Origin of the sequence: Pantoea sp. Tr-811, assembly GCF_011752535.1 — a bacterium.
Taxonomy (GTDB): Bacteria; Pseudomonadota; Gammaproteobacteria; order Pseudomonadales; family Pseudomonadaceae; genus Aquipseudomonas.
Window position 1 is genome coordinate 51,410 of sequence record NZ_VWXJ01000002.1, and the last position, 26,256, is coordinate 77,665.

General features: G+C 66.1%; 23 protein-coding genes. 16 read left to right on the top strand and 7 right to left on the bottom strand.

The features are described from left to right. Positions 1-46 precede the first annotated feature (46 nt). The 4 genes from purH to F3J44_RS02835 all read left to right on the top strand — a co-directional run bounded on the left by purH (position 47) and on the right by F3J44_RS02835 (position 6,782). Positions 47-1,654 (top strand): bifunctional phosphoribosylaminoimidazolecarboxamide formyltransferase/IMP cyclohydrolase, encoded by a 1,608-nt coding sequence (gene purH, locus F3J44_RS02820; protein WP_167069383.1) that lies wholly within the window; start codon positions 47-49, stop codon positions 1,652-1,654. A gap of 149 nt (positions 1,655-1,803) precedes the next feature. Beyond that, positions 1,804-3,099, top strand: coding sequence for a phosphoribosylamine--glycine ligase (gene purD, locus F3J44_RS02825; RefSeq protein WP_167270553.1), 1,296 nt, complete (start codon positions 1,804-1,806; stop codon positions 3,097-3,099). Between the two features lie 135 nt (positions 3,100-3,234). After that, positions 3,235-6,006 (top strand): hybrid sensor histidine kinase/response regulator, encoded by a 2,772-nt coding sequence (locus F3J44_RS02830; RefSeq protein ID WP_167270556.1) that lies wholly within the window; start codon positions 3,235-3,237, stop codon positions 6,004-6,006. A 179-nt stretch (positions 6,007-6,185) separates the two neighbouring features. Further along, positions 6,186-6,782, top strand: coding sequence for a MarC family protein (locus tag F3J44_RS02835; protein ID WP_167069377.1), 597 nt, complete (start codon positions 6,186-6,188; stop codon positions 6,780-6,782). Here the strand turns inward: F3J44_RS02835 and F3J44_RS02840 are convergent. The 7 genes from F3J44_RS02840 to cobG form a co-directional block, all read right to left on the bottom strand. After that, the gene (locus F3J44_RS02840) at positions 6,779-7,402 is read right to left on the bottom strand and encodes a hypothetical protein (protein ID WP_167270558.1); all 624 of its coding nucleotides are present in this window, start codon (positions 7,400-7,402) and stop codon (positions 6,779-6,781) included. The genes F3J44_RS02835 and F3J44_RS02840 overlap by 4 nt on opposite strands. Continuing rightward, positions 7,389-8,027, bottom strand: coding sequence for a hypothetical protein (locus tag F3J44_RS02845; RefSeq protein ID WP_167270560.1), 639 nt, complete (start codon positions 8,025-8,027; stop codon positions 7,389-7,391). The genes F3J44_RS02840 and F3J44_RS02845 overlap by 14 nt, the downstream gene beginning before the upstream one ends. Positions 8,028-8,088: 61 nt before the next feature. Next, entirely contained in the window at positions 8,089-8,781 is a 693-nt protein-coding gene (locus F3J44_RS02850; protein WP_167270562.1) for a hypothetical protein, read from the bottom strand. Between the two features lie 95 nt (positions 8,782-8,876). Further along, positions 8,877-10,583 (bottom strand): precorrin-3B C(17)-methyltransferase, encoded by a 1,707-nt coding sequence (gene cobJ, locus F3J44_RS02855; protein ID WP_167270564.1) that lies wholly within the window; start codon positions 10,581-10,583, stop codon positions 8,877-8,879. After that, on the bottom strand, positions 10,571-11,305 hold the full coding sequence (locus F3J44_RS02860; RefSeq protein WP_205299647.1) for a precorrin-2 C(20)-methyltransferase: 735 nt from the start codon (positions 11,303-11,305) through the stop codon (positions 10,571-10,573). The genes cobJ and F3J44_RS02860 overlap by 13 nt, the downstream gene beginning before the upstream one ends. Continuing rightward, a complete protein-coding gene (locus F3J44_RS02865; protein WP_167069367.1) occupies positions 11,302-11,928 on the bottom strand; it encodes a precorrin-8X methylmutase in 627 nt (208 codons plus the stop codon). Before F3J44_RS02865 ends, F3J44_RS02860 begins: the two co-directional genes overlap by 4 nt. Then, positions 11,921-13,237 carry a precorrin-3B synthase gene (cobG, locus tag F3J44_RS02870; protein WP_205299648.1) on the bottom strand — a complete coding sequence of 439 codons (1,317 nt, stop codon included), beginning with the start codon at positions 13,235-13,237 and terminating at the stop codon, positions 11,921-11,923. Before cobG ends, F3J44_RS02865 begins: the two co-directional genes overlap by 8 nt. A 235-nt stretch (positions 13,238-13,472) precedes the next feature. On the opposite strand from cobG, the gene cbiE reads away from it, so the two are divergent. From cbiE to urtA, 12 genes are all read left to right on the top strand, one after another. After that, positions 13,473-14,684: a precorrin-6y C5,15-methyltransferase (decarboxylating) subunit CbiE gene (gene cbiE / locus F3J44_RS02875; RefSeq protein ID WP_167270568.1), complete on the top strand. Its 1,212-nt coding sequence runs from the start codon at positions 13,473-13,475 to the stop codon at positions 14,682-14,684. Continuing rightward, the gene (locus F3J44_RS02880) at positions 14,677-15,771 is read left to right on the top strand and encodes a cobalt-precorrin-5B (C(1))-methyltransferase (protein ID WP_167270570.1); all 1,095 of its coding nucleotides are present in this window, start codon (positions 14,677-14,679) and stop codon (positions 15,769-15,771) included. The genes cbiE and F3J44_RS02880 overlap by 8 nt, the downstream gene beginning before the upstream one ends. Beyond that, positions 15,768-16,502: a cobalt-precorrin-6A reductase gene (locus tag F3J44_RS02885; protein ID WP_167270571.1), complete on the top strand. Its 735-nt coding sequence runs from the start codon at positions 15,768-15,770 to the stop codon at positions 16,500-16,502. Before F3J44_RS02880 ends, F3J44_RS02885 begins: the two co-directional genes overlap by 4 nt. 63 nt (positions 16,503-16,565) lie before the next feature. Continuing rightward, positions 16,566-17,003 (top strand): NfeD family protein, encoded by a 438-nt coding sequence (locus F3J44_RS02890; RefSeq protein WP_167069357.1) that lies wholly within the window; start codon positions 16,566-16,568, stop codon positions 17,001-17,003. 30 nt (positions 17,004-17,033) lie between these two features. Next, entirely contained in the window at positions 17,034-17,888 is an 855-nt protein-coding gene (locus tag F3J44_RS02895; RefSeq protein ID WP_167270573.1) for an SPFH domain-containing protein, read from the top strand. Positions 17,889-18,083: 195 nt separating this feature from the next. Then, positions 18,084-18,473, top strand: a complete 390-nt coding sequence (locus F3J44_RS02900) for a DUF2946 domain-containing protein (protein WP_167270575.1) — start codon at positions 18,084-18,086, stop codon at positions 18,471-18,473. 46 nt (positions 18,474-18,519) lie between these two features. After that, on the top strand, positions 18,520-19,005 hold the full coding sequence (locus F3J44_RS02905; protein ID WP_167270577.1) for a copper chaperone PCu(A)C: 486 nt from the start codon (positions 18,520-18,522) through the stop codon (positions 19,003-19,005). Between the two features lie 25 nt (positions 19,006-19,030). Further along, positions 19,031-19,468: a DUF2946 domain-containing protein gene (locus F3J44_RS02910; protein WP_167270579.1), complete on the top strand. Its 438-nt coding sequence runs from the start codon at positions 19,031-19,033 to the stop codon at positions 19,466-19,468. 143 nt (positions 19,469-19,611) lie between these two features. Then, positions 19,612-21,591 (top strand): TonB-dependent copper receptor, encoded by a 1,980-nt coding sequence (locus tag F3J44_RS02915; RefSeq protein ID WP_205299681.1) that lies wholly within the window; start codon positions 19,612-19,614, stop codon positions 21,589-21,591. Between the two features lie 55 nt (positions 21,592-21,646). Further along, positions 21,647-23,014, top strand: a complete 1,368-nt coding sequence (locus F3J44_RS02920) for a PepSY domain-containing protein (RefSeq protein WP_167270583.1) — start codon at positions 21,647-21,649, stop codon at positions 23,012-23,014. A 209-nt stretch (positions 23,015-23,223) separates the two neighbouring features. Continuing rightward, positions 23,224-24,630, top strand: a complete 1,407-nt coding sequence (cycA, locus tag F3J44_RS02925) for a D-serine/D-alanine/glycine transporter (RefSeq protein WP_167069343.1) — start codon at positions 23,224-23,226, stop codon at positions 24,628-24,630. Positions 24,631-24,897: 267 nt separating this feature from the next. Further along, positions 24,898-26,163, top strand: a complete 1,266-nt coding sequence (gene urtA, locus F3J44_RS02930) for an urea ABC transporter substrate-binding protein (protein WP_167069341.1) — start codon at positions 24,898-24,900, stop codon at positions 26,161-26,163. The last annotated feature ends 93 nt before the right edge of the window (positions 26,164-26,256 follow it).

Consider the following 26,256-nt stretch of genomic DNA (forward strand, 5'->3'; position numbering starts at 1 on the left):
AAGAGACGCCTTTTTTGCTGACTCCACCGCGTTATTGGAACCCGAAATGACCGACCAGACTACCCGCCTGCCAGTCCGCCGCGCCCTGATCAGCGTCTCCGACAAGACCGGTATCCTCGAATTCGCCCGTGAGCTGCAACAGCTCGGTGTCGAGATCCTGTCCACCGGCGGCACCTACAAGCTGCTCAAGGACAACGGTGTGAACGCGGTGGAAGTGGCCGATTACACTGGCTTTGCCGAAATGATGGATGGCCGGGTCAAGACCCTGCACCCGAAAATCCACGGCGGCATCCTTGGCCGTCGCGGCACCGACGACGCCATCATGAACGAGCACGGCATCAAGCCGATCGACCTGGTTGCAGTCAACCTGTACCCGTTCGAAGCCACCATTTCCAAGCCGGGCTGCGACCTGCCGACCGCCATCGAGAACATCGACATCGGCGGCCCGACCATGGTCCGCTCGGCGGCCAAGAACCACAAGGACGTGGCCATCGTGGTCAACGCCAGCGACTACGCCAGCGTCCTCGAAGGCCTGAAGGCCGGTGGCCTGACCTACGCCCAGCGCTTCGACCTGATGCTCAAGGCGTTCGAGCACACTGCCGCCTACGACGGCATGATCGCCAACTACATGGGCACCATCGACCAGGCCAAGGACACCCTGAGCACAGAAGCGCGCAGCGAATTCCCGCGCACCTTCAACAGCCAGTTCGTCAAGGCCCAGGAAATGCGCTACGGCGAGAACCCGCACCAGAGCGCGGCGTTCTACGTTGAAGCGAAAAAAGGCGAAGCGAGCATTTCCACCGCCGTGCAGCTGCAGGGCAAGGAGCTGTCGTTCAACAACGTGGCCGACACCGACGCCGCGCTGGAATGCGTGAAGAGCTTCGTCAAGCCGGCCTGCGTGATCGTCAAGCACGCCAACCCGTGCGGCGTGGCCGTGGTTCCGGAAGAAGAAGGCGGTATCCGCAAGGCCTACGACCTGGCCTACGCCACCGACACCGAGTCGGCGTTCGGCGGCATCATCGCCTTCAACCGCGAGCTGGACGGTGCCACCGCCCAGGCGATCGTCGAGCGCCAGTTCGTCGAAGTGATCATCGCACCGAAAATCTCCCAGGCAGCCCGCGACGTGGTGGCGGCCAAGCAGAACGTGCGCCTGCTGGAATGTGGCGAGTGGCCTGCCGAGCGCGCCGCCGGTTGGGACTTCAAGCGCGTCAACGGTGGCCTGCTGGTGCAGAGCCGCGATATCGGCATGATCACCGCCGATGACCTGAAGATCGTCACCAAGCGCGCCCCAACCGAGCAAGAGATCCACGACCTGGTGTTCGCCTGGAAAGTGGCCAAGTTCGTCAAGTCCAACGCCATCGTCTACGCCAAGCAGCGCCAGACCATCGGCGTCGGCGCCGGCCAGATGAGCCGCGTCAACTCCGCGCGCATCGCCGCCATCAAGGCTGAGCATGCCGGCCTGCAGGTGCAGGGTGCGGTGATGGCCTCGGACGCGTTCTTCCCGTTCCGCGACGGTATCGACAATGCGGCTAAAGTGGGTATCAGCGCCGTGATCCAGCCGGGTGGCTCGATGCGTGATGCCGAAGTCATCGCGGCTGCCGACGAAGCCGGCATCGCCATGGTGTTCACCGGTATGCGCCACTTCCGCCACTAATTACGCGGATCCCGAGGCGAGCCGCGATCCTGTAGGAGCGGGCTTGCCCCGCGAATACGATGGTGCAATCACCGCCGCATTCGCGGGACAAGCCCGCTCCTACAAGGTTCTGCGACAGCCTCTGGGATCACCTGAATCGAGGTTTTGACATGAAAGTTTTGATCATCGGCAGCGGTGGCCGTGAGCACGCCCTGGCCTGGAAAGTCGCCCAGGACCCACGGGTCGAGAAAGTCTTCGTTGCCCCGGGCAACGCCGGTACTGCCACCGAAGCCAAGTGCGAAAACGTCGCCATCGACGTGTGCGCCCTGGAGCAACTGGCCGACTTCGCCGAGCAGAACGTCGACCTGACCATCGTCGGCCCGGAAGCGCCGCTGGTCATCGGTGTCGTCGACCTGTTCCGCAGCCGTGGCCTGGACTGCTTTGGCCCAACCAAGGGCGCGGCCCAGCTGGAAGGCTCCAAGGCCTTCACCAAGGACTTCCTGGCGCGCCACAAGATCCCGACCGCCGACTACCAGAACTTCACCGAGATCGAGCCGGCCCTGGCCTACCTGAAGGAAAAAGGCGCGCCGATCGTGATCAAGGCCGACGGCCTGGCCGCCGGCAAGGGCGTGATCGTCGCCATGACCCTGGAAGAAGCCGAAGCCGCCGTGCGTGACATGCTGGCCGGCAACGCCTTCGGCGAGGCCGGTTCGCGCCTGGTCATCGAGGAATTCCTCGACGGCGAGGAAGCCAGCTTCATCGTCATGGTCGACGGCCACAACGTGCTGCCCATGGCCACCAGCCAGGACCACAAGCGCGTCGGCGACCAGGACACTGGCCCGAACACTGGCGGCATGGGTGCCTACTCTCCAGCGCCGGTCGTTACCGCAGACGTGCACCAGCGCGTGATGGACCAGGTGATCTGGCCAACCGTGCGCGGCATGGCCGAGGAAGGCAACGTCTACACCGGTTTCCTGTATGCCGGCCTGATGATCGACAAGGCGGGCAACCCCAAGGTCATCGAGTTCAACTGCCGCTTCGGCGACCCTGAAACCCAACCTGTGATGCTGCGCCTGGAATCGAGCCTGGTGCTGCTGGTGGAAGCCGCCTTCGCCAAGGCCCTGGACAAGGTCGAGGCCCAATGGGACCCGCGCCCGAGCCTGGGTGTGGTGCTGGCTGCCGGTGGCTACCCAGGCGACTACGCCAAGGGTGAGGTAATCAACGGCCTGGACGCCGCTGCCAAGATCGAAGGCAAGGTGTTCCACGCCGGCACCTCGCTCAAGGACGGCCAGGTCGTCACCAACGGCGGCCGCGTGCTCTGCGCCACCGCCATGGGCGCCAGCGTTGCCGACGCCCAGCAGCAGGCCTACCGCCTGGCCAAGGAAGTGAGCTGGAACGCCAGCTTCTACCGTACCGACATCGGCTACCGGGCCATCGCCCGCGAGCGCGGTGAGCACCAGCAATAAGCGGTACCGGGTAGCCGCAGCGCCTTGCGCCTGCGGCATCCGGCTCGTCGACAGGGCCCCATGGGGGCCTTGCCTTCGACTTGGCGCGCCGCGCATAGTTAGTACCCGGCACATCGGCTAGGAAGGGATCTCGTAGTGCGTCGGCTTCGGATTGCCACAGCTCTGATCGTCAGCTTGCTGACATTGCTCTGCCTGTTACCGGTTGCGGCCGAACAGGGCGGGGGATGGTCTGCGCTGCTCGATGAACAGGCCAACCTGCAGTTGAGCGACGTGCGCTCGGACCGCTATCGCAGCCAGTTCAGCCCCACCACCCTCGGTGAGCTGGACGCCGCACCGGCCGAACAGGCCCTGTGGCTGCATTACCGCCTGGAACCGGGCGAGCAGGAACAACTGCTGCGTATCTTCGCCCCGGACCTGTCGCGCCTGGACCTCTACGCCCTCGATGGCGACCGCCTGCTGCGCCAGTTGCACCATGGGCGCCAGGTCAGCAATGCCAGCCCCACGCTGCGTGGCAGCGACCACATCCTGCCCTTGCCCAACAGCCAGCAACCGCTGGACATCTACCTGCGCCTGGTTTCGGAACACCAGCTGCGCCCGGCCATCAGCCTGGAGCCTGCCGCGGTAGCGGCCTCCGACCACGGCCAGCCACTGCTGTTCGGCATGCTGTTCGGCGGCCTGGTGATGCTGATCCTGCATAACCTGATCCGCTTCATCTACACCCGTTCCAGCACCACCCTGTTCCTTGCGCTGTACCACGCCCTGATGCTGCTCAGCGGCCTGATCCTGCTCAACCTCAGCGGGCCCTGGTGGCACCTGTGGCACAGCGCGCAAACCCCGGCGGCCTACCTGACCCTGGTCATGGCAGGGTTGGCGGGGCTGTATTTCACCCAATTGTTCTTCGCCGATTGCAACGCCCCAAGGCTCAACCGCCTGTTGCAGGGCGAAATGCTGGTGGCGGCGGTCAGCGGGCTGGTCCTGCTGTTCGTCGACACCCTGCCGCTGAACCTGATGACCTATGCCCTGCTGGCCGTGGGCAGCGTCAGCATGCTGCTGGTCAGCAGTTACCACGGGTACAAGGGCTTTGCCCCGGCGCGGCTGTTCAGCCTTGCCATGCTGGTGTTCAACCTGGGCGGCCTGGTGCTGCTGCCGGCCTTGCTCGGGCTGACCCGCACCCCCACGCCCTGGCTGCTGTGCATTCTGCTGGGCATGACGGTGGCCAGCGGCCTGCTGCTCAACCTCGCCGTCAGCGAACGCCAGCGGCGCATGAGCGAGGAGCGCTTCAGCGCCAGCCGCGCCCTGGCTGCCAGCGACGCCGAGATCAACGCCAAGGCCGAGTTCCTGGCCAAGATCAGCCACGAAATCCGCACCCCAATGAACGGCGTACTGGGCATGACCGAGCTGTTGCTGGGCACACCGCTGTCGGTCAAGCAGCGTGACTACGTGCAGACCATCCACAGCGCCGGCAACGAGCTGCTGACGCTGATCAACGAGATCCTCGACATCTCCAAGCTGGAATCGCGGCAAATCGAGCTGGACGACGTGCAGTTCGACCTCAACGCCCTGATCGAGGACTGCCTGAACATCTTCCGGGCCAAGGCCGAGCAGCAGAACATCGAGCTGATCAGCTTCACCCAGCCGCAGGTGCCCCGGGTGATCAGCGGCGACCCCACGCGCCTGCGCCAGGCCCTGTCGAGCCTGCTGGAAAACGCCCTGAAGAACACCGACCAGGGCGAAATCCTGCTGGTGGTGGCCCTGGACCAACGTGGCGAAGTGCCGCGCCTGCGCATCGCCGTGCAGGACAGCGGCGAACCGCTGCCTGCCGCCGAGCGCGATGCCCTGCTGCAGGCCGAACTGCACAGCCACCACTTCCTCTCCAGCAACAAGCTCGGCGGCCACCTCGGGCTGATCATCGCCAAGCAGTTGATCGGCCTGATGCACGGTGAATTCGGCATCAAGAGCAGCACCAGCATGGGCAACACCCTGTGGCTGACCCTGCCGCTGGACCCTTCGCGCCTGGAGCAACCACCGGCCGACCTCGACGGGCCGCTGCGCGATGCCCGGGTGCTGGTGGTGGACGACAACGACACCTGCCGCAAGGTACTGGTGCAACAGTGCAGCGCCTGGGGCATGAACGTCAGTGCGGTGCCGTCGGGCAAGGAAGCACTGGCCCTGCTGCGCACCAAGGCGCACCTGCGCGACTATTTCGACGCGGTGCTGCTCGACCAGAACATGCCGGGCATGACGGGCATGCAATTGGCCGCCAAGATCAAGGAAGACCCAAGCCTGAACCACGACATCCTGGTGGTGATGCTCACCGGGATCAGCAACGCACCCAGCAAGGTCATCGCCCGCAATGCCGGGGTCAAGCGCATCCTCGCCAAGCCCGTGGCCGGCTACACGCTCAAGACCACCTTGGCCGAGGAGCTGGCCCAGCGCGGCCGCGAACAAGCGGTGCCAGCGCCCCTGCCAGGCCCCCAGGGTTCGCTGGAGTTGCCCACCGACTTCCGCGTGCTGGTGGCCGAGGACAACAGCATCTCCACCAAGGTGATTCGCGGCATGCTGGGCAAGCTGAACCTGGAGCCGGACACCGCTAGCAATGGGGAAGAAGCCTTGCTGGCGATGAAGGCCCAGCGTTACGACCTGGTGCTGATGGACTGCGAGATGCCGGTGCTGGATGGGTTTTCGGCCACCCAGCAGCTGCGCGCCTGGGAAACCGACAACCAGCGCCAGCGCACCCCGGTGGTGGCGTTGACCGCGCATATTCTGGCCGAGCACAAGGAACGCGCGCGCCTGGCGGGCATGGACGGGCACATGGCCAAGCCGGTGGAGCTGTCGCAATTGCGCGAGCTGGTGCAGTATTGGGCCAACCAGCGTGAAGCCAAGGCCGATACCGCACATACCACCTGAGCCGCGGCGCATGGCACCGGCTTCGCCGGTGTTCGCGGGGCATGCCCGCTCCTACAGGGTATTGCATGCCGCGCCGCAATTACCTGTAGGAGCGGGCTTGCCCCGCGAAGAGGCCCGCACAGGCCAGCCCCCCAAGCTGCTGATACACTCCCCGCACCCTCACTGACCGGACCGCCCCCATGCTCCATGAGTTGTTCAGTGTCTACCTGAAGATGCTCGTGCTCTACAGCCCGTTCTTCGTGCTGTCGTGCTTCATCAGCCTGACCCGCGGCCACTCCAGCAGGGAGCGCAAGCAGCTGGCCTGGAAGGTGGCCTTCGCCGCGCTGGTGGCCAGCGTGCTGTTGTACCTGTTCGGACGGGCGATTTTCGGCATCTTCGGCATCACCGCCGACGCCTTTCGCATCGGCGCCGGCAGCGTGCTGTTCATCTCGGCCCTGGGCATGGCCCAGGGCAAGCCGGCGGTACAGGCCGACAATGTGCAGCAGGACGTGACCATCGTGCCGCTGACCATCCCCCTTACCGTCGGCCCCGGCACCATCGGCGCACTGCTGGTGATGGGGGTGAGCCAGCCGCACTGGGACGACAAGCTGCTGGCCATCGTCAGCATCGCCCTGGCCAGCTTCACCGTGGGCCTGGTGCTGTACCTGTCCCACGGCATCGAAAAGCTCCTGGGTGACCAGGGCCTGCAGATCGTCAGCCGCCTGATGGGGCTGTTCGTCTGCGCCCTGGCGGCGCAGATCATCTTCACCGGTATCAGGGGCTACCTGCTGCCCTAGAGCTCAAGCTTGAGGATTTCCCGCTGCATGACGTGCTCGACGTTCTTGCGCGTCCTGGCTTCGAACTCCTGCTGGAACAGCCGCACATTGAAACGCACCAGCTCGGCGCGAACGCGCGTTCTATCCAGCACCCGGCTGAGGAAGCCATTGCTGAACAGCGTGCGATCGCCTGCCTCGTGATACACCACCAGGTCCACATAGCCGGCCTTGGAGGGGGCGCAGGGCAGTAACTGGAAGTGCCCCAGCTCACGGCTGCGTTGCTCCAGGTGCAGCAAGGGTGCATCGCTGTTCAGCAGTGCCGACAGGGCCAGAGAAAGGCTGCTGGAATGGCGTTCCCCGGCCACGTGATTCACCGCCTGCAAGGCTTTGTCGGCAATCAGCCTGCGCTCAGGGCTTGGCCAGTGCACCTGCTCCGGTATCTGCGCATCCCAGCCCAGGTACTGCAACCGGCGCCGGTAGTAGCTGTACCAGTCCTGGACCAGCCCTTGCTCGTGATCGCTGCGGGTTACCCGCTCAGCCATCAGCATTGCCAATTGCACCGACTGGCGCTGCTGCGCCGTCACCCCTGGCAGGAACGACACCAGGCTGCCACCCACTACCGCGGCTTCATGCTTGTCCATCGGTACCTCCCGGCTGCAGCTTGCCCGCGTAGGTGATGTAGTGTTCCACCGCTTTGCTGTCGATCAGTGCACGCAGGTTTGCGCGCTGCAGGGCGAACTGTTCCTCATTCACCCGGCCCACCCAGGCGCGCAGCTGCAATTGGCCCGACTGGGTCGCCGACGCCGGAGCCACACAGGCACTGCACAAGGTGAGCCCGGCGGTGCCAGATACCACCCCCAGCTCATTGGCGACGCCCTGCGGCAGTTGCACGAACTTCGCCAGGTGCCGGCGTGCGGCGGCACCCTCCAAGGCAGCCGCCAGCGCCTTCAGCTCGCCGGCCAGCGTTGCGTCCTGAGCCAACAACCAGCGCTGCATGGGCGCCATCGGCGCAGGTGGCTGGCTATCAAGGGTTTCGCGCTGGTGCTCCCTGTGCAGGCGAATCCAGCCCAGGGACTCCATGCTGCTGATATGCGCCCCGAACCAGCGTTCATGATCGCGGCTTGGCTCGGGTTCTTTCTTGTTCGCGCTCAGCTGTGCATAAAGCACGCTGTCGAGCACATCCTGGCGCTGCTGCAACGTCAGGGCGCTGTCGATCAGCAGTGCGGCACCGCCTACCAGCCACAGTGCATATTTACCTTCATCCATCATCCGGTCTCCTGGCCACGACACATGGAAAAAGAGGATGCCAAGGCATCCTCCTGCGCTATCAGATGTCGTAATCCAGAACGTTACGCACGGCACGGTCTTGCAGTTTGTTGCGGATATCCGCCCGCACCGAACCGTACAGGTCGCTATTGAAGGCGAACACGGCGCTGCCCGTGTAAAGCTCAATCGCGGTGCTTTTCCATTCGAACACCACGGTGTTCAGCTCGTGGTCGGCAAAGGGGGTGCTGTCGATTGCGCTCATGGCCAGGATCACTTCACCGGCTTCGTTCTGGATGCAGGCACCCAGGCCCACCGTGCCGGTTTTCTTCTCCTTGAGGTTGCGCAGGAGTATGTCCTGGGCCTCGGTGACCTGGCCAAGGCCTTCCAGGGCATCGGCGGCCAGTTGCGCCAGTGCATCGGTCAGGGGGTTGCTCAGCACGGCCTGGCCCACCACCTTCATGCCCTTGAAGGCGATAGCGCCCAGTTTCAGCGATTGGGTTTGCGCGCGCTCACGCTCATACGTGCGCTTGAGCGCTACCCAGCCGCAATCGCGCATGACATCGATGAACTGGGCGAACCACTGTTCAGTCTGCCCTTCATTGGGGAAACGCCGGGATGCCACCAGGGAGGCGTACTGGTAGGCATTCTTGATGTCGTTGCGAATTGCCGGGTCGATGCCCAGCCCGAACGCCAGCAGCGATTGCTCGATCACTGCAGCCGATTGGTTGCCAGAGCCTGGAGTTACAGTTGTCATGGAATAGTTCCTCAGGTGTGCGCCCCGCCTTGATGGTCGAGGCGCACTCACCCTATTCCCATGACCCTGCCCCGTCTGGCAGGAAGGCCTTCCGCTCAGCGTGGCGCGGGGTACCAGCGCGGGGTGTAGGCCCAGCAGCCACCGGCCAGGCGCTCGAAAGTGCAGGTGGTGGAAGAACCGACCAATACCATGGTGCGCATGTCGACCATGCCCGGCTGCAGCTCGGCCAGGGTAACGACCTTGAGCGTCTGCCCCGGCCTGCCGATGTCCCGGCCCAGTACCACCGGCGTGTCACCCTTGCGGTGGCGGCGCACGACGTCCAAGGCCAAGCCCAACTGGTGTGGCCTGGACTTGGAAATCGGGTTGTAGAACGCCAGCACCAGGTCGGCTTCGGCGGCCAGGTCCAGGCGTTTCTCGATGATCGACCAGGGCTTGAGGTTGTCCGACAGCGACATCACGCAGAAGTCGTGCCCCAGCGGTGCGCCTGCTTGCGCGGCGGTGGCCAGCGATGCCGAGACACCCGGCAAGATCTCAAGGTCAACCCGATGCCAGGCCGGATCGGTGGAGGCGTGCAAGGCTTCGAGCACTGCCGCAGCCATGGCGAACACACCCGGGTCACCCGACGACACCACCACCACCGAACGCCCTTGGGCGGCCAGTTCGAAGGCGTGCCGCGCACGCTGCATTTCTTCGCGGTTGTCGGTGCAGTGCTGCACCTGGTCGTGGCGAAACGGCCCGGCCATGCGCACGTAGGTTTCGTAGCCGAGGATGTCCTGGGCACGGGAAAGCTCGGCCTTTACCGCCGGCACCATCAGCTCGGCAGCCCCAGGGCCAAGGCCGATCACCGCCAGCCGGCCACGCTTGCGGCCCACGCCAGCGACGTCGAGCGGGGCGGGCGCCACCGCGACCACCAGGCCCTGTTGCTCGCTCAGGCGGGCACCGGGCAAGGCCTGGGCGGCCATGTCGGCGAGGGTGCCGGGCATGGCTGCAAAACGCAGCGCCACGCCCAGTTCCACAGCAGCTTCCTGCAGGGAGGGCTCGGCCATCGCCTGCTCTGCGACCAGCAGGCACGCCAGCGAAGGCTCGGCAATACCGGCACCGCGCAAGGCGCCGCGCACCTGCTCGGCCAGGCACGGCGCGCCAGCGGCCAGGGCAACTACCACGGCACGCGGGTGGATCAGCAGCTCGCTGCGGCTGGCCGCACGCGCCTCACACCCCACATGGATGGTGCGCTGGGCACCGTCGCTGGCGGGCAGTTGTGCTTGCGCAAGCCATGGCGCATCACCTTCGATACGCACAGGTTCACCGGCCAGCAGGTCGGAGACGAAGCGCTTGCCCTGCTCCAGGTCCGCCAGGGCATAGCCCTCGGGCGGGTTGAGCAGGCAGGTGCCAAAGCGCAGCTCGCCACTGGTGGTGATCGCCGCCGCCACGCCCAGCGCCTCGCCAAGCTCGCGGGCCATGCCGTTGACCCCACTCAGGCCGCCCAACAGCGGCACCACCGCACTGCCATCTTCAGCCACGGCCAGCACCGGCGGCTCGGCGCCCTTCTCGTCCAGCACGCTGGCCAGGCAACGGATAACGATGCCCGCCGCGCACAGGGCGATGATCGGCGTGCCCTGGCGGTACAGTGCGCGCAGGGTATCGGCGAAACTGTCGTACTGGCTGTCGGCGCCCTCCACGCGGCCACGCAGGCCGTGGATAGTCGCCTGTGGATAACGCTGCTGGATACGCCGCGCCGTCGCCAGGCTACCCGCCCCGAGAATGACGATGGCCGCTGCCTGTTGCCCATTCAGCCCTGCCATTTTTCCCCCGGTACGATAATCAGCGAGAAGTACGGCGAGGACTGCGGATCCACCTGGTCCAACGGCACGATCTTCTGGTTGGCCATGGTTGCCCGCTCGACGTACAGCGCACGGCTCTCCAGGCCCAGCTCGGCCAGTACCTGGCGCACCTTGGGGAAGTTGCGGCCAAGCTTCATGATCACCGCCGCGTCAGCGTCGGCCAGGCGGCGCTTGAGCTCTTCGGCTGGCAATACGCCCGACAGCACCGACAGGCTCTGGTTGCGGTACACCAGCGGCGCGCCCAGCACCGAGGCGCCACCCAGCATCGAGCAGACGCCGGGAATCACTTCGGCTTCATGCTGCTGGGCAAGGCGGTCGTGCAGGTACATGTAGGAGCCGTAGAAGAACGGGTCACCTTCGCAGATCACCGCCACGTCGCGCCCGGCGTCCAGGTGCTCGGCAACCTGCAGCGCGGCTTCGTCGTAGAAGTCGCTGATGACCTGCTCGTAGGACAACGGCGCGGGGAGCACTTCGGTAGTTACCGGGTACACCAGCGGCAGCAGGGTCTGCTCAGGGTGCAGGTGCGCTTCGATGATGCCGAAGGCATTGCCGCGCTTGCCCTTGGCCACGAAGTACGCCACCACTGGTGCTTCGCGCAGCAGGCGCAGGGCCTTGAGGGTAATCAGTTCAGGGTCGCCGGGGCCAACACCCAGGCCCAGCAGACGTCCGCGCGGCGCCATCATTCCACCTCCGTGGCCAGGGCGTTGACCGCGGCAGCGGCCATCGCGCTGCCGCCCAGGCGGCCTTGCATGATCACGAACGGCACGCCACGGCTGTCGGCCGCGAGCATTGCCTTGGACTCGGCGGCGCCGACGAAGCCGACCGGGAAGCCCAGGATCAGCGCAGGCTTCGGCGCACCGGCGTCGAGCATTTCCAGCAAGTAGAACAACGCGGTGGGGGCATTGCCGATCACCACCACGCTGCCTTCCAGGTGCGGCCGCCACAGCTCCAGGGCCACGGCAGAGCGGGTATTGCCGGCATCCTTGGCCAGGCCCGGCACGCTGGGGTCGCGCAGGGTGCAGATCACGGGGTTGTTTGCGGGCAGGCGTGCCCGGGTGATACCTTCGGCGACCATGTGCGCGTCGCACAGAATCGGTGCGCCCTTGGCCAGTGCCTCGCGGCCGGCTGAGCCTGCGCCTTCGGAGAACTGCAGGCCGTCGATCGCCTCGACCATGCCGCAGGCATGGATCACGCGCACGGCGAGTTTTTCCAGGTCTGCGGGAATCCGCTCGAGCCGGGCTTCCTCACGGATGATCCGGAAGGAATTGCGATAGATCTCCTGACCATCGCGGATGTAATCAATCATCAAGGTGCTCCGTCGGCAGGGCGAGCATGGCGCCTGCTTCATTCAAGGTGAGGTCGGCGGCGCGCAGGGCGCCAAGGCCCGGCAGGCGCGCGTCGCGCAAATACAGGTCATAACGGCCCGGCGAGCGGGCCATCAGGGTGGCCGGGGCAACATGGGCCACGGCGCAGGAACGGGGGCAGCCGGCCAGGTGCACGCTGGCAACGGCACCGCCCGGCAGCAGGCCCGCCAGGGTGACGGCGTCGGCCTTGGTGTCGGCCAGGCCCTTGGCGCAGCCTTGGCTGCCGGTGCAGGCAACCAGCCGGGCCAGGGGCTCATCGGGCCCGCACAACAGGCCCAGCGCCGCCAGTTCGGCACGCGCGGGCTCAACCGCAGCCGGGGCGATGTTGGTGAGCATCAAGCTTTGCCAGGGGCTCAGGCGCACGCTGCCATCACCCCACTGGCGGGCCACGTGTGCCACTCCTCGCAACATGGCGGGCGTCAACCTGCCGAGCGGCGGGGCCACGCCCAACGCCACGCCGTGCCGCTGTGGCACCACCCCAAGCCACGGCAGGTCGGCGGCCTGCCGCCGCCACTGGCGCACGGCGGCATCGCGGCGCACGTCCAGGCCAAGGCCATCGATGAACGCCTCGGCCGTACCGTGCTGCAGCAACTGGCGCATGCGCGACTGCTCGGCGCTGGCCAGGTCGAGGAACCGGTGAAGCACCGCGCGCACCAGCGCCAGGCCCTGCTCCAGCGGCACGGCGCCCAGGGCCTGGCCGTCGGCCGGGCAACTGGCCAGGCCGAACGCCAACCAGTCGCGCTGCTCCAGGCGCAGGGGCGAAAGCCACAGGTCGTGGGGGTGTTCAAGCATGGCGACACCTTCGCCGCCGTCGAGCTGCAAGGCGAACTTGGCCGACAGCTCATGCAGGCGCGGCGTGCCTTGCAACAGGTCAAGGATCTGCCCGGCCAAGGGGCGCACGTCCAGCAGCATGTGCCGGTCGTGCCCGGCCAAGGGGCTGAGCATCAGGTTGCGCACATCGTCGCTGGCGGCGTCGCGTGGGCCGAGGTCGGCGGCAAGCAAGGCGTCGACCAGCCCGGCGTGGTCACTGCCAATGCCGCGGATCTGCAGGTTGGCGCGGTTGGTGGCCTCGATCACCCCGCCTGCATAGCGCTCAGCCGCCGCGGCCACCGCCTCGGCTTGTTCGGCCAGCAGCAGGCCGCCGGCCAGCTTGATGCGGCAAATGCCGCCGTCGCGGGCACCGACGATACGCCACAACCCCGGGCAGGCCGAGGGGCGAGGCGTTACGTTGGGGGGGGTGGCTGGGGTCAAGGGGGTGTCCGGCAATCGCTGAAGATGCGCTTGAGTGTAGAAGGCGCGGTATTATGCCTGCTTTGTCCGGCGGCATGAAAAGCCGGTGGTCGAGCTTCAGCTGCGATCGAGCACAATTTCAGTACCGCGCCGCCTTTTTCGCGGGCAAGCCCGCTCCCACAACCCCCTGTGCCTGTAGGAGCGGGCTTGCCCGCGATGGGGCGCGAAGCGGCCCCAAACGAGCGGAACGAAACACATGACCCCCTGGCTGACAGTAGTAGGCATCGGCGAAGACGGCTTCAGCGGCCTGGGCAAGCAGGCCCGGCGCGCGCTCATGGGCGCCTCGCGGATCATCGGCAGCCCGCGCCAGCTGGCCTTGTTGCCGCGCTGCATCAGCGGCGAGCGGCAAGACTGGCCCACCCCGTTCTCCCTCGCCCCGGTGCTGGCCCTGCGCGGCGAGCCGGTGTGCGTGCTGGCCAGTGGCGACCCGATGTTCTACGGCGTAGGCGCAAGCCTGGCGCGGCAACTGCCGGCCGAGGAACTGCAGGTGCTGCCGATGCCCTCCTCCTGCACCCTGGCCGCCGCCCGCCTGGGCTGGCCGCTGCAGGACGTGCAAGTGCTGTCGGTGGTGGCCCGGCCCCTGGCGGTGCTCAACGCCCACCTGTTCAGTGGCCAGCGCCTGCTGGTGTTGAGCAACGACGGCGACAGCCCCGCGGCCATCGCCGCCCTGCTGCGCGAGCGGGGTTTCGGGCCCAGCCGCCTGCACGTGCTGGAACACCTCGGCGGCGCAGCAGAACAGCACCTGGCCGGCACCGCCGATGATTGGCCGCACACGCAGATCGCCGCGCTCAACCTGGTCGCCATCGAATGCCTGGCTAACCCTGACGCCGCGCGCCTGTCGCGGGTGCCCGGGTTGCCAGACAGCGCCTTTCGCCATGACGGCCAGCTGACCAAACGCGACGTGCGCGCCATCACCCTGGCCCGCCTGGCACCACAGCCCGGCGAGCTGTTGTGGGACGTCGGCGCCGGCTGCGGCTCGATCGGCATCGAGTGGATGCGCGCCCACCCGGCCTGCCGCACCCTGGCCATCGAGGCCGACGCAGGCCGCCAGGGCTTCATCGAACACAACCGCGATGCCCTTGGCGTGCCGGGCCTGCAACTGGTGCGCGGCAAGGCGCCCGAGGCCCTGGCCGAGCTGGAGCGGCCGGATGCAATCTTCATCGGCGGCGGCGTCACCCGCGACGGCGTACTGGCGCTGTGCTGGGAACGCCTGCGCCCCGGCGGGCGCCTGGTGGCCAACGCCGTCACCCTGCAAAGCGAACTGGCCCTGGCGCATTTTCGCGAACGCCATGGCGGTGAGCTGACCCGCATCCATGTCGCCCAGGCCCAGCCTTTGGGTGCCTTCGACACCTGGCGCCAGGCGCTGCCGATCACCCTGCTCGACCTGGTGAAGCCCCTCGATGCGTGAAGAAACCCGCGAGCAGCCCGCCCCCCTGCGCAGCGGCCTGACCACCGGCAGCTGCGCCACCGCCACCAGCCTGGCGGCAGCCAAGCTGCTGCTCACCGGCCAGCGCGACGATGCAGTGGACATCACCTTGCCCAAGGGCAAAGTGGTGCAGATGCGCCTGGAGTTCTGCCGCCTGGTGGGCGAGCGTGCCGAAGCCGGTACCCTCAAGGACGCCGGCGACGACCCGGATGTCACCCACGGCGCCCTGCTCTACAGCCAGGTGCGCCTGCTGGCCGAACCCGGCATCCGCTTCGTCGCGGGCGATGGCGTAGGCACCGTGACCCGCCCGGGGCTGGTGCTGGGGGTGGGCGAGCCGGCAATCAACCCGGTGCCCCGGCGGATGATCAGCGAGCACCTGGCGCACCTGGCGGCGGACTGCCGCTACCCAGGTGGCTTCGAAGTCACGGTCAACGTGCAGGGCGGCCAGGCGCTGGCCCTCAAGACCATGAACCCGCGCCTGGGCATTCTCGGCGGGCTGTCGATTCTTGGCACCAGCGGCATCGTTCGGCCGTTTTCCTGCGCGGCGTACATCGCCTCGATCCACCAGGGCATCGACGTTGCCCACACCAATGGCTACCGGCATATCGCCGCCTGCACCGGCAACGCCAGCGAAGACACCATGCGCCGGGTTTATGGCCTGCCGGAAATCGCCCTGATCGAAATGGGCGACTTCGTTGGCGCCGTGCTCAAGCACCTGCGCAAGGTGCCCGTACCACGCCTGAGCCTGTGCGGCGGCTTCGGCAAGATCAGCAAGCTGGCTGCCGGGCACATGGACCTGCACAGCCGCCATTCAAGCATCGACCTGCCGCAACTGGCCGGCTGGGCCGCCGACATCGGTGCCGATGGCCAGCTGCAAGCAGCGATCATCGCCGCCAACACCAGCCAGCAGGCCCTGGCCCTGGCGCACGCCGCCGGCATTGCCCTGGGCGATGCGGTGTGTGCCCACGCCCTGGCCTTCGCCCGCAGCGTGGTGCCCGCCCAGGTGCAGGTGGAAGTGTTCGCCATCGACCGCCAGGGCGGTATCGTCGGCAAGGCAGGTGTGCAATGAGCGGGCGTATCCTGCTGCTCGGGGGCGTCACCGAAGCCTTGGCCATCGCCCGCCAGCTTGGCCCACACCATGTCTACAGCCTGGCCGGCATCGGCCGCGTACCGCAAGACCTGGCGTGCCAGGTGCGGGTTGGCGGTTATGGCGGTGCCGAGGGCTTGGCCGCCTACCTGCGTGAGGCCGGTATCAGCCTCTTGATCGACGCCACCCACCCCTATGCGGCGCAGATCAGCCGCAACGCCGCCACTGCCGCACAAGCCGTCGGCATTCCCTGCTGGGCCCTGCGCCGCCCAGCCTGGCAGGCGCAAGCAGGTGACGACTGGCGTGAGGTGGAGGACTGGGCCGGGCTGATCGAGGCGCTAAAGCCGTTCCGCCGCCCCTTGTTCACCCTTGGCCGCGAGCCGCTGCAACATTTGGCCCAGATTCCCCCGGAGCAGTTCTGGACCTTGCGGGCGCTGCAGGCGTGCCCCGCCAATGAGCGCTGCGAAGTGATTGGCGCACGCGGGCCATTTCACCTCGAAGACGAGCGGGCGCTGTTCGAGCGGCGCAACATCGACGTGCTGGTAAGCAAGAACAGCGGCAGCGTGGCGACCGAGCCAAAGCTGCAAGTGGCGCGCGAGCGCGGGGTGCCGGTACTGGTACTGAAACGCCCAATACTGCCGAGCGTAGACCGGGTATTCACGCAGGCCACGCAACTGCTTACCGCGCTCTCAGACTTTTCCCACAATCCGTGAAGTGGCCTTGTACCGGCTGGCTGCCTTAAACTTGAGGCCCCACCCGCGCAAGGCGTCAGTCATATGGAAATGCAATGGTGGATCTGGCTGGTGTTTGGCATCGGCTTGATCCTGCTCGAATTGGTCCTGCCCACGTTCTTCATCATCTGGTTCGGCATCGGCGCCGTGCTGGTGTCGCTCATCGCCCTCGCCGCCCCCAGCCTGCAGCTGGACATGCAGGTATTGCTGTGGGTGCTGTTTTCCTCGGCCACCACCCTGCTCTGGTTCAAGCTGTTCAAGCGCAAGCAACCGGACGTGCGCTGGACGGCCGACAGCGTGATCGGTGAAGTCGGCTTGCTGACCGGCAGCGTCTCGCAGTTCCAGAAAGGCCGTGTACGCTTCCAGAAGCCATTGCTCGGCAACGAGGAATGGACCTGTATCGCCGACAGCGACATCCCCGCCGGCGAGCGTGTGCGGCTCGTCGCCATCGAAGGCAACATCGCCCGGGTCGTCCGGGCCTGAATCGGCCCCTCTAAAAAGGAAGTTAGCATCATGACCAGCCTCATCGTCGTCGGCGCCATCGCCCTGTTCGTTTTGATCACCGTGTTCAAGGGCGTGCGCATCGTGCCCCAGGGCGAGGAATGGATCGTCGAGCGCCTGGGCCGCTACCAGAGCACCCTCAAGCCGGGCCTGAACATCGTCATCCCGTACATGGACGTGGTTGCCTACCGCCTGCCCACCAAGGACATCATCCTCGATGTGCAGGAGCAGGAAATCATCACCCGCGACAACGCCGTGATCGTCGCCAACGCGCTGTGCTTCGCCAAGGTGGTCGACCCGCAGAAAGCCTCCTACGGTGTGCAGAACTTCTCGTTTGCGGTCACCAGCCTGACCATGACCTCGCTGCGCGCCATCGTTGGCGCCATGGACCTGGACGAAGCCTTGTCCAGCCGCGAGCAGATCAAGGCGCGCCTGCGCGAGGCCATGTCCGAGCAGACCGAAGACTGGGGCGTGACCGTGCGCTCGGTGGAAATCCAGGACATCAAGCCGTCGCAGAACATGCAGCTGGCCATGGAGCGCCAAGCCGCCGCCGAGCGTGAGCGCAAGGCCGACGTGACCCGCGCCGAGGGCGCCAAGCAGGCCGCCATTCTCGAAGCCGAGGCTCGCCTGCAGTCGGCCAAGCTCGATGCCGAGGCGCAGATCAACCTGGCCCAGGCATCGGCGCGGGCGATCTCGCTGGTGAAAGAGGCCGTGGGCAACGAGACGGTGCCGGCCATGTACCTGCTGGGTGAGCGCTATGTCGGCGCCATGGAAAACCTGGCCAGCAGCAACAATGCCAAGGTCGTGGTGCTGCCGGCAGACCTGCAGGAAACCGTGCGTGGTCTGATGGGCCGTAACAAGGCTTGATATTGACGCTGCTTCCATCGCGAGCTCTGCTCGCTCCTACGGGATTTCCGCCGGCCTGGTAGGAGCGAGCAAAGCTCGCGAATGGGGCTGCCAAGCAGCCCCAACGTCCGCAACCTGCGTCACTTCACCGCACCCCGCCTTTTTTACCTATACTCCGCCGTACAATACCGCCACGATTCCTGACCGGATCTCTCCATGCCCCCACGTCGGCACATCGCCTGGATAGCCTGCCTTGCAGTGCTGTTCAACCTGCTGGCCATGCCGCTGTCCTCTGCCGCGCCCAAGAGCCCGGCCGAACAGCTGCTGTGGGGGGCCTTCTGTTCCAGCATGGCAGGCAAGGCCAAGGTCGATGTCCAGGCCCTGGCCAAGATCGACCTGCCCGCGCAAACCGACCAGCATTCCAGCATGCAGCACTGCTGGTGCTGTTCGGGCGCAGCGCCGCTGCTGGCCTTGCCGGGCTACCCGCCACAGCTGCACAACCCGCCCACGCTTTTGGCCGGCCACCCGCCGCCACCGCCCAATTACCAGCCCACGCCGCGCCAGCTCTGGCCTGCGCTCAACCCCCGTGCCTCGCCCCTGGTCTGAGTTCTTCATGCTGTTCGCCTGAACCTGAACCGATCGGAGACACACCATGCTCAAGCAAGCCCTCGTACTGGCCGCCCTGCTGCTGCCCGGCGCCTATGCCAATGCCCACGAATACACCGTCGGCGACCTGCACATCGCCCACCCCTGGTCGCTGCAGTTGCCGCCCAACGCGCCAAACGTCGCGGCCTATTTCATCGTGCACAACAACGGCAAGGCCGACGACCGCCTGCTCAGCGTCGACAGCCCGATCAGCGATGACGCCCAGTTGCACGAACACGCCATGGGCAGCAACGGCGCCATGAAGATGCAGCAGGTGCAGAGCGTGGCGGTGCCCGCCGGCAAAGACCTGGTGTTCGCCCCCAGCGCCTACCACGTGATGCTCATGCAGCCCAAGGACCGCAGCCTGCTGGCCGACGGCAAGCGCTTCCCGCTGACCCTGCACTTCGAAAAAGCCGGCGACATCACCGTTGATGTCGCCGTGCAGAAGCAGGCCCCGGCAGACCAGCCCCAAGGCCACGAACACGCACACTGACGCCCGCTGACCAGCGCTCGCCAGCATGAGCCCGCCGCGCAACAGCCCCGGCCGTACCACCCGCCCTGAACGCAGGCGCGTCGGTGGCGGCTGGCTGAGCCTGTTCGCCATGTGGATGATCTTCATCGGCCCATTGATTTCCCAATCGATGCCGATGGAGCACCACGCCGGCATGGGCATGCCGATGGACATGCCGATGTCCATGCCGGCCGAGCACGCCCACGCAGGCGACAGCCATCACGGCCACGGCAACGATGGCCAGTTGCATGTGATGTGGGAAAAGTGCGGTTACTGCAGCCTACTGTTCAACTGCCCCGCACTGCCACAAACCCTCAGCCCGCTCAGCGTCGCCAGCGCTGTGCCCCCTGCCCTGATACCCACCGCCCCACGCCAGGGCCATGCCCAACAGGCCGTGTTCCCCGGAGCGCGCAGCCGCGCGCCGCCCCTTTCGATCAGCGTCTGACACCCCATTACCGCACGGAGCCAGGAGGCTTCGCGCTGACTCATGACTGATCGACTGGAATCATTATGTCCGGCTGCACCCCTGTTTTTTCTCCCGCCTTGTACGGGACCTTCGCCGCCCTTTGCGGCTCGCTGCTCGCACCCATGGCCCTGGCCGCCGACACCGGCCACGAAGGCCATGAGGCCGAGCTGAGCCCCACGGTGATCACCGCCATCGCGCCCAGCTCGCCACTGACCGTGGTCACCAACCCCAAGGACCCGCGCCAGCCGGTGCCGGCCAGCGATGGCGCCGATTACCTGAAGACCATTCCCGGTTTCTCGGCCATCCGCGCAGGCGGCACCAACGGTGACCCGGTGCTGCGCGGCATGTTCGGCTCGCGCCTGAACATCCTCACCAACGGCGGTGTGATGCTCGGCGCCTGCCCCAACCGCATGGACGCCCCAACTTCCTACATCGCCCCGGAAACCTACGACCGCCTGACCGTGATCAAAGGCCCGCAAAGCGTGATCTGGGGCCCGGGCGGCTCGGCCGGCACCATCCTCTTCGAACGCGAACCGGAAAAATTCGGCGCCCTGGGCAGCCGGGTCAACGCCAGCCTGCTGGCCGGCTCCAACGGCCGCTTCGACAAGGTGCTCGATGCCGCCGCCGGCAACAGCCAGGCCTATGCCCGCTTCGTCGGCAACCAGTCGCGCTCGGACGACTACAAGGACGGCAACGGCGACACCGTACCCTCGCGCTGGGATAAGTGGAACGGCGACGTGACCCTGGGCTGGACGCCCGACCAGGACACCCTGCTGGAACTCACCGCCGGCAAAGGTGACGGCGAAGCCCGCTATGCCGGGCGTGGCATGGACGGCTCGCAGTTCAAGCGGGAAAGCCTGGGCCTGCGCTTTGAAAAGTCCAACCTCGGCGACGTGCTCGACAAGGTCGAAGCGCAGGTCTACTACAACTACGCCGACCACGTGATGGACAACTACAGCCTGCGCACGCCTTCGGGCACCGGCATGATGGCCGGCCCCATGGCCGCCGACGTCGAGCGCCGTACCCTGGGCGGGCGCCTCAAGGCCACCTGGCGCTGGGCCGATGTGCAGCTGATCAGCGGCCTCGATGCGCAGACCAACCAGCACCGCGCGCGCAGCGCCATGGGCGTCGACACCTACAAGAACGAGCCGTGGGCCAAGGACGCCGACTTCCACAACTACGGCGCCTTCGGCGAACTCACCTGGTACGCCAGCGGTGCCGACCGGCTGATCACCGGCGCCCGCCTGGACCGTGCCTCGGCCCGGGATTTCCGTGACGACAGTGCCACCAACGGCAACACCCGCGCCGATACCCTGCCCAGCGGCTTCGTGCGCTACGAGCACGACCTGGCAGCGTTGCCCGCCACCACCTACATCGGCCTGGGCCATGCCCAGCGCTTCCCCGACTACTGGGAGCTGTTCTCCCCCACCCAGGGCCCGGCGGGTTCGGTCAACGCCTTCGACAGCATCAAGCCGGAGAAAACCACCCAGCTCGACTTCGGCCTGCAGTACCGCGACGAGCGCCTGGAGGCCTGGGCCTCGGGCTACGTCGGGCAGATCCGCGACTACATCCTGTTCGACTATCGCAGCGCCATGATGGGCATGAGCACCACCCAGGCCCGCAACATCGACGCCCGCATCATGGGCGGCGAGCTGGGCGCGGCGTACAAGCTCAACGACCGCTGGAAGGCCGATGCCACCCTGGCCTATGCCTGGGGCAAGAACAGCAGCGATGGCAAGGCCCTGCCGCAGATGCCACCGCTGGAAAGCCGCCTGGGCCTGACCTACAGCCGCGACAGCTGGAGTGCTGGTGCGCTCTGGCGGCTGGCGGCGGCGCAGCACCGCATTGCCGAGAACCAGGGCAACGTGGTGGGCAAGGACTACGAAAAAAGCGGCGGTTTCGGCGTGTTCTCGCTTAACGGCGCCTACAAGGTCAGCCACAACCTCAAGCTCAGCGCAGGCGTCGACAACCTGTTCGACAAGGCCTATGCCGAGCACCTGAACCTGGCCGGGAATGCCGGGTTCGGCTACCCAGCCAGCGACCCACAGCCGGTCAACGAGCCCGGCCGGACCTTCTGGACCAAGGTCGATTTCAGCTTCTGACAACAACGGGCGCAACCTCGGTTGCGCCCCCCTGCTGGTCAAACAGGAGGTTCCCATGAGAGGAACACGCATCAATTTCTACAACCTGGCCTGGCGTTGGCACTTCTACGCGGGGCTGTTCGTGGCCCCGTTCATGATCCTGTTGGCGATCACCGGGATCATCTACCTGTTCAAGCCGCAGCTCGACCCGCTGCTGTACCGCGACCTGATGGTGGTGGAGGCTGGCCACCATCGGCAAAGCGCCGACACGCTGCTGGCCGAGGTGCGCCAGGCCTACCCGAAAGGCCACGTCGGCCAGTACCTGCCGCCCATCGATAGCGAGCGCAGCGCACAGTTCGTGGTGCATGACGGCGGCCGTGAGCTGAACGTGTTCGTCGACCCTTACAGCGGCAAGGTGCTCGGCGAGCAGGACGGCAAGCAGAACCTGCAGGCCATCGCCCGCGCCTTGCACGGCGAACTGATGGTCGGCACGGTGGGCGATCGACTGGTGGAACTGGCCGCAGGCTGGGGCATCGTGCTGGTGGTGTCGGGCCTGTACCTGTGGTGGCCGCGCGGGCGCAGTGGTGCCGGCGTGCTGTGGCCACGGCTGTCGGCACGTGGCCGCCTGTTCTGGCGCGACCTGCATGCCGTGACAGGCTTCTGGGGTTCGGCCCTGCTGTTGCTGATGCTGGTCAGCGGCATGACCTGGACCGGGATGTGGGGCAAGCAGTACGCCGAGCTGTGGAACCGCTTCCCGGCCGCCATGTGGAATGACGTACCCAAGTCCGATCAACAAGCCCGCGTGCTCAACAGCGCCCACCGCCAGACCGTGCCCTGGGCCCTGGAGAATACACCGATGCCGCAGTCCGGCGCCCATGCCGAGCATGCCGGGCATCACATGATGGACAGCGCGCCCGCAGCCCCGCAGGTCAGCCTGCAACAGGTGCAGGATATCGCCACCGCCCGGGGTGTAGCGCCTGGCTACAGCATCACCGCGCCAACCACGGCAGAAGGCGTGTACACCATCGCCGTGTTCGCCGACGACCCGCGCAACGACGCCACCCTGCACGTCGACCAATACACCGGCAAGGTGCTGGCCGATGTGCGCTGGCAGGACTACAGCCCGGTGGCCCGCGCCACGGAGCTGGGCGTGATGCTGCATGAAGGCAGGATGTTCGGGCCGCTGAACCAGGCCATCATCCTGCTGGTGTGCCTGATGATCCTGCTGGGTTCGGTGAGTGGGTTGGTGATGTGGTGGAAACGCAGGCCCGAAGGCGGGCTGGGCGTGCCGCCGCTGCGCCACGACCTGCCACGCTGGAAGGCGGCGGTGGGGGTGATGCTGGTGCTGGGCGTGATGTTCCCGCTGGTGGGGGTGTCGATGGTGGTGATGTGGGTGGTGGATAGCCTGGTGGTCAGGCGCCGGCGGGTGTTGGCCAACGCCTAGCGGTGACCTGTGCCGGCCCTTTCGCGGGGCGAGCCCGCTCCTACATCGCCTTGTAGGAGCGGGCTCGCCCCGCGAAAGGGCCGGCACGGAAGAAAAACTGCCCCGCAAAAGTCGAGTCGATCTGTCGCGCCCCGATCTGGCACGCGCGTGTTAGCCTACCCGGCTACCTCCGACAAGAAGACTGACCTCTCAAGGGAATGCAGCCCACAATGAAGCACTCGTCTCCCACCGCGCCAGATGGCCAACATCTGCAGCGCAACCTGACCAACCGCCACATCCAGCTGATCGCCATCGGCGGCGCCATCGGCACCGGCCTGTTCATGGGCTCGGGCAAGACCATCAGCCTGGCGGGGCCGTCGATCATCTTCGTCTACATGATCATCGGCTTCATGCTGTTCTTCGTCATGCGCGCCATGGGCGAATTGCTGCTGTCGAACCTCAACTACAAGTCGTTCATCGACTTCTCCGCCGACCTGCTCGGGCCCTGGGCCGGTTACTTCACCGGCTGGACCTACTGGTTCTGCTGGGTGGTCACCGGTATCGCCGACGTGGTGGCGATCGCCGCCTACACGCAGTTCTGGTTCCCCGACCTGCCGCAGTGGATACCGGCGCTGACCTGCGTGGCCGTGCTGCTGTCGCTGAACCTGGTGACGGTGAAGATGTTCGGCGAGCTGGAGTTCTGGTTCGCCCTGATCAAGATCGTGGCCATCCTTGGCCTGGTCGCCACCGGCCTGTACATGGTCATCACCGGTTTCACGTCGCCAAGCGGGCGCACCGCGCAGCTGGCCAACCTGTGGAATGACGGCGGCATGTTCCCCAATGGCCTGATGGGCTTCTTCGCCGGTTTCCAGATCGCCGTGTTCGCCTTCGTGGGCATCGAGCTGGTGGGCACCACCGCCGCCGAAGCGAAGAACCCCGAGCGCACCCTGCCACGGGCGATCAACTCGATCCCGGTGCGGATCATCGTGTTCTACGTATTGGCGCTGATCGCGATCATGGCGGTCACTCCTTGGCGCGACGTGGTACCGGGCAAGAGCCCGTTCGTGGAACTGTTCGTGCTGGCCGGCCTGCCGGCGGCGGCAAGCATCATCAACTTCGTGGTGCTGACCTCGGCGGCGTCGTCGGCCAACAGCGGCGTGTTCTCCACCAGCCGCATGCTCTATGGCCTGGCCCAGGAAGGCGATGCGCCGCGGGCGTTCGAGAAACTGTCGGGCCGTTCGGTGCCGGCCAACGGCCTGTTCTTCTCCTGCGCTTGCCTGTTGCTGGGCGCGGTGCTGATCTACCTGGTGCCGAACGTGGTCGAAGCGTTCACCCTGGTGACCACGGTGTCGGCGGTGCTGTTCATGTTCGTCTGGACGCTGATCCTGCTGTCGTACCTGAAGTACCGCAAGCACCGCGCTGCGCTGCACCAGGCATCGACCTACAAGATGCCGGGTGGGCGCTTGATGTGCTACGTGTGCCTGGCGTTCTTCGCCTTCATCCTGGTGCTGCTGAGCCTGGAAGCCGATACCCGTTCGGCGCTGGTGGTGACGCCGATCTGGTTCCTGCTGCTGGCGGGGACCTACCAGTTCGTGCGTAGCCGCCGTCATCCGCGCTCGGCGGTGCGTAACGGCTGATTGTGATTGGGGCTGCTTCGCAGCCCTTCGCGGGGCAAGCCCGCTCCTACAAAAAAACATCCCCCTGTAGGAGCGGGCTTGCCCCGCGAAGGGCCGCGCAGCGGCCCCAATCCTGTGCACCCCCATATCCCAGGCACCACCCTGGCCCGCAAAAACGCCCCAACACCTCGCACAACCCCTCTAACAAGCCCCTTTCGCCACTAGGCACACCCCTTGCAACACCCCTCCCCGCTTGCCCAACACATAACAACTCAGCGGAGAGAGCACATGAAGCGTCGCAGTCTGATCAAGGCCTTTACCCTCAGCGCATCCATTGCCGCAATGGGCCTGAGCTGGAGCATCCAGGCCGCCGAAACCATCAAGGTCGGCATCCTGCATTCGCTGTCCGGGACCATGGCGATTTCCGAGACTTCGCTCAAGGACATGGCGCTGATGACCATTGACGAGATCAACGCCAAGGGCGGTGTGAACGGCAAGATGCTCGAACCGGTGGTGGTCGACCCCGCCTCCAACTGGCCGCTGTTCGCCGAAAAAAGCCGCCAGCTGCTGACCCAGGACAAGGTCGCCGTGGTGTTCGGCTGCTGGACGTCGGTGTCGCGCAAGTCGGTGCTGCCGGTGTTCGAGGAGTTGAACGGCCTGCTGTTCTACCCGGTGCAGTACGAAGGTGAAGAGATGTCGCCGAACGTGTTCTACACCGGCGCCGCGCCCAACCAGCAAGCCATCCCCGCCGTTGAATACCTGATGAGCGAAGACGGCGGCAGCGCCAAGCGCTTCTTCCTGCTGGGCACCGACTACGTGTACCCACGCACCACCAACAAGATCCTGCGCGCTTTCCTGCACAGCAAGGGCGTGGCCGACAAAGACATCGAAGAGGTGTACACCCCGTTCGGCCATGCCGACTACCAGACCATCGTCGCCAACATCAAGAAGTTCTCCGCCGGTGGCAAGACGGCGGTGATCTCCACCGTCAACGGCGACTCCAACGTGCCGTTCTACAAGGAACTGGCCAACCAGGGCCTGAAGGCCACCGAGGTGCCGGTGGTGGCCTTTTCGGTGGGTGAAGAGGAACTGCGCGGCATCGACACCAAGCCGCTGGTGGGCCACCTGGCCGCCTGGAACTATTTCGAGTCGGTGGATAACCCGGTCAACCAGAAGTTCGTCGCCGACTGGAAAGCCTACGCCAAGGCCAAGGGCCTGCCGGGCGCCGACAAGGCGGTGACCAACGACCCAATGGAGGCCACCTACGTGGGCATCCACCTGTGGGCCCAGGCCGCCGAAAAAGCCAAGTCCACCGATGTCGACAAGGTTCGCGAGGCCTTGGCCGGGCAGAGTTTCAAAGCACCGTCGGGCTTTACCCTGACCATGGACAAGACCAACCACCACCTGCACAAGCCGGTGATGATCGGTGAAATCCAGGATGACGGGCAGTTCAGCGTGGTATGGGAAACCGAGCAGCCGCTGCGGGCGCAGCCTTGGAGCCCGTTCATTCCGGGCAATGACAAGCGCCCGGACTATGCAGTGAAAGGTAACTGAGTGCATGGGGCCGCTGTGCGGCCCAATCGCGAGCAAGGCTCGCTCCTACAGGCCTGCGCGATACCCGTAGGAGCGAGCCTTGCTCGCGATGAA